The organism is Stenotrophomonas sp. YIM B06876, from assembly GCF_030711595.1.
Classification (GTDB): Bacteria; Pseudomonadota; Gammaproteobacteria; order Xanthomonadales; family Xanthomonadaceae; genus Stenotrophomonas.
The window spans coordinates 1-1,000 of sequence record NZ_JAUJUJ010000307.1 but is presented as its reverse complement, the minus strand read 5'-3'; the positions used below and the strand labels follow the sequence as shown (position 1 = coordinate 1,000).

Below are 1,000 nucleotides of genomic sequence, written 5' to 3'. Positions count from 1 at the left end.
TAGCCTTTGCCCTTTTTCAGGCGGTGCAAAGGCTATAGCGTTTGACGTGAGCCCTATAGGGTTTGGCTCCTTGGAAGGCGGAAAGGCTATAGCGTTTGGCGGCTCTTTTGCTTTGCCCTTGCCCTTGGATGTGAAGATTTGCGCCATCGTCCGGCCCGGCTTTTTTGGGGTGACCAGCTCGATGCCCAGCGCCAGCATGAACGGGCCAGGGTCACGCTCCACGGCATCACGGATGACGGCCCATGCACTGCTTTGCAAAGCGCTGTCGCCGGTCTGGCGCAGCTTTTGCAACACCGCCTTTGCCCCTGCCTGCTTTGCTGTGCCAGACAGCCGTGCAGGTGCCTTGCTCAGGCCAAACTTGCCAGCCACCTCGGCATTGAATTGCTTTTGCAGCGCCATCAGCTTTTGCTTGCCACCGATGGCCTTATTCCCATTCATGCGGCCATCNGCAACACCGCCTTTGCCCCTGCCTGCTTTGCTGTGCCAGACAGCCGTGCAGGTGCCTTGCTCAGGCCAAACTTGCCAGCCACCTCGGCATTGAATTGCTTTTGCAGCGCCATCAGCTTTTGCTTGCCACCGATGGCCTTATTCCCATTCATGCGGCCATCTATCAGCGGCAGCATCAGGATGTGGCAATGCGGCGCGGCTTCGTCATGGTGCACCTGGGCGCTCAGAACAACGCCACCGAAGGCAGTGCAGGCCCATTCGGTGCAGGCGGTGAAGTAAGCCCGGTCATCAATGGCCGTGCCCACTGGCAGGCTGAAAACGAACTCCAACCCCATCACCGCATCTTTGCGCAGCTTGTCCACGCCAGCCTGCGCCATCAGCTCTTTGGCCAGGTGACCCACATCAGCAGCGCCAGCAGGCCCGGCAAGGGCGTAATTCAAGCGTGCGCGTGTCGGGTCGATAGAGCCCCCCGCGCCCAGCTCTGCCTGAATCTCGCGCTTGTTGTGCCGCGCAGCCAGTGTGATGATGCTGCCGCCTTTGAGTTTTTTGACTC

The 1,000-nt window shown here is 59.9% G+C and carries 2 protein-coding genes; both read right to left on the bottom strand.

Annotated features, from left to right (window positions below; genetic code table 11):
* On the bottom strand, window positions 1–438 hold a 438-nt coding region (locus QZH66_RS16930), incomplete at its 3' end, for a hypothetical protein (protein ID WP_305807020.1).
* A partial coding sequence (locus QZH66_RS16925) for a plasmid recombination protein (protein ID WP_305807019.1) occupies window positions 435–1,000 on the bottom strand: 566 nt, incomplete at its 5' end. The genes QZH66_RS16930 and QZH66_RS16925, both read right to left, overlap by 4 nt.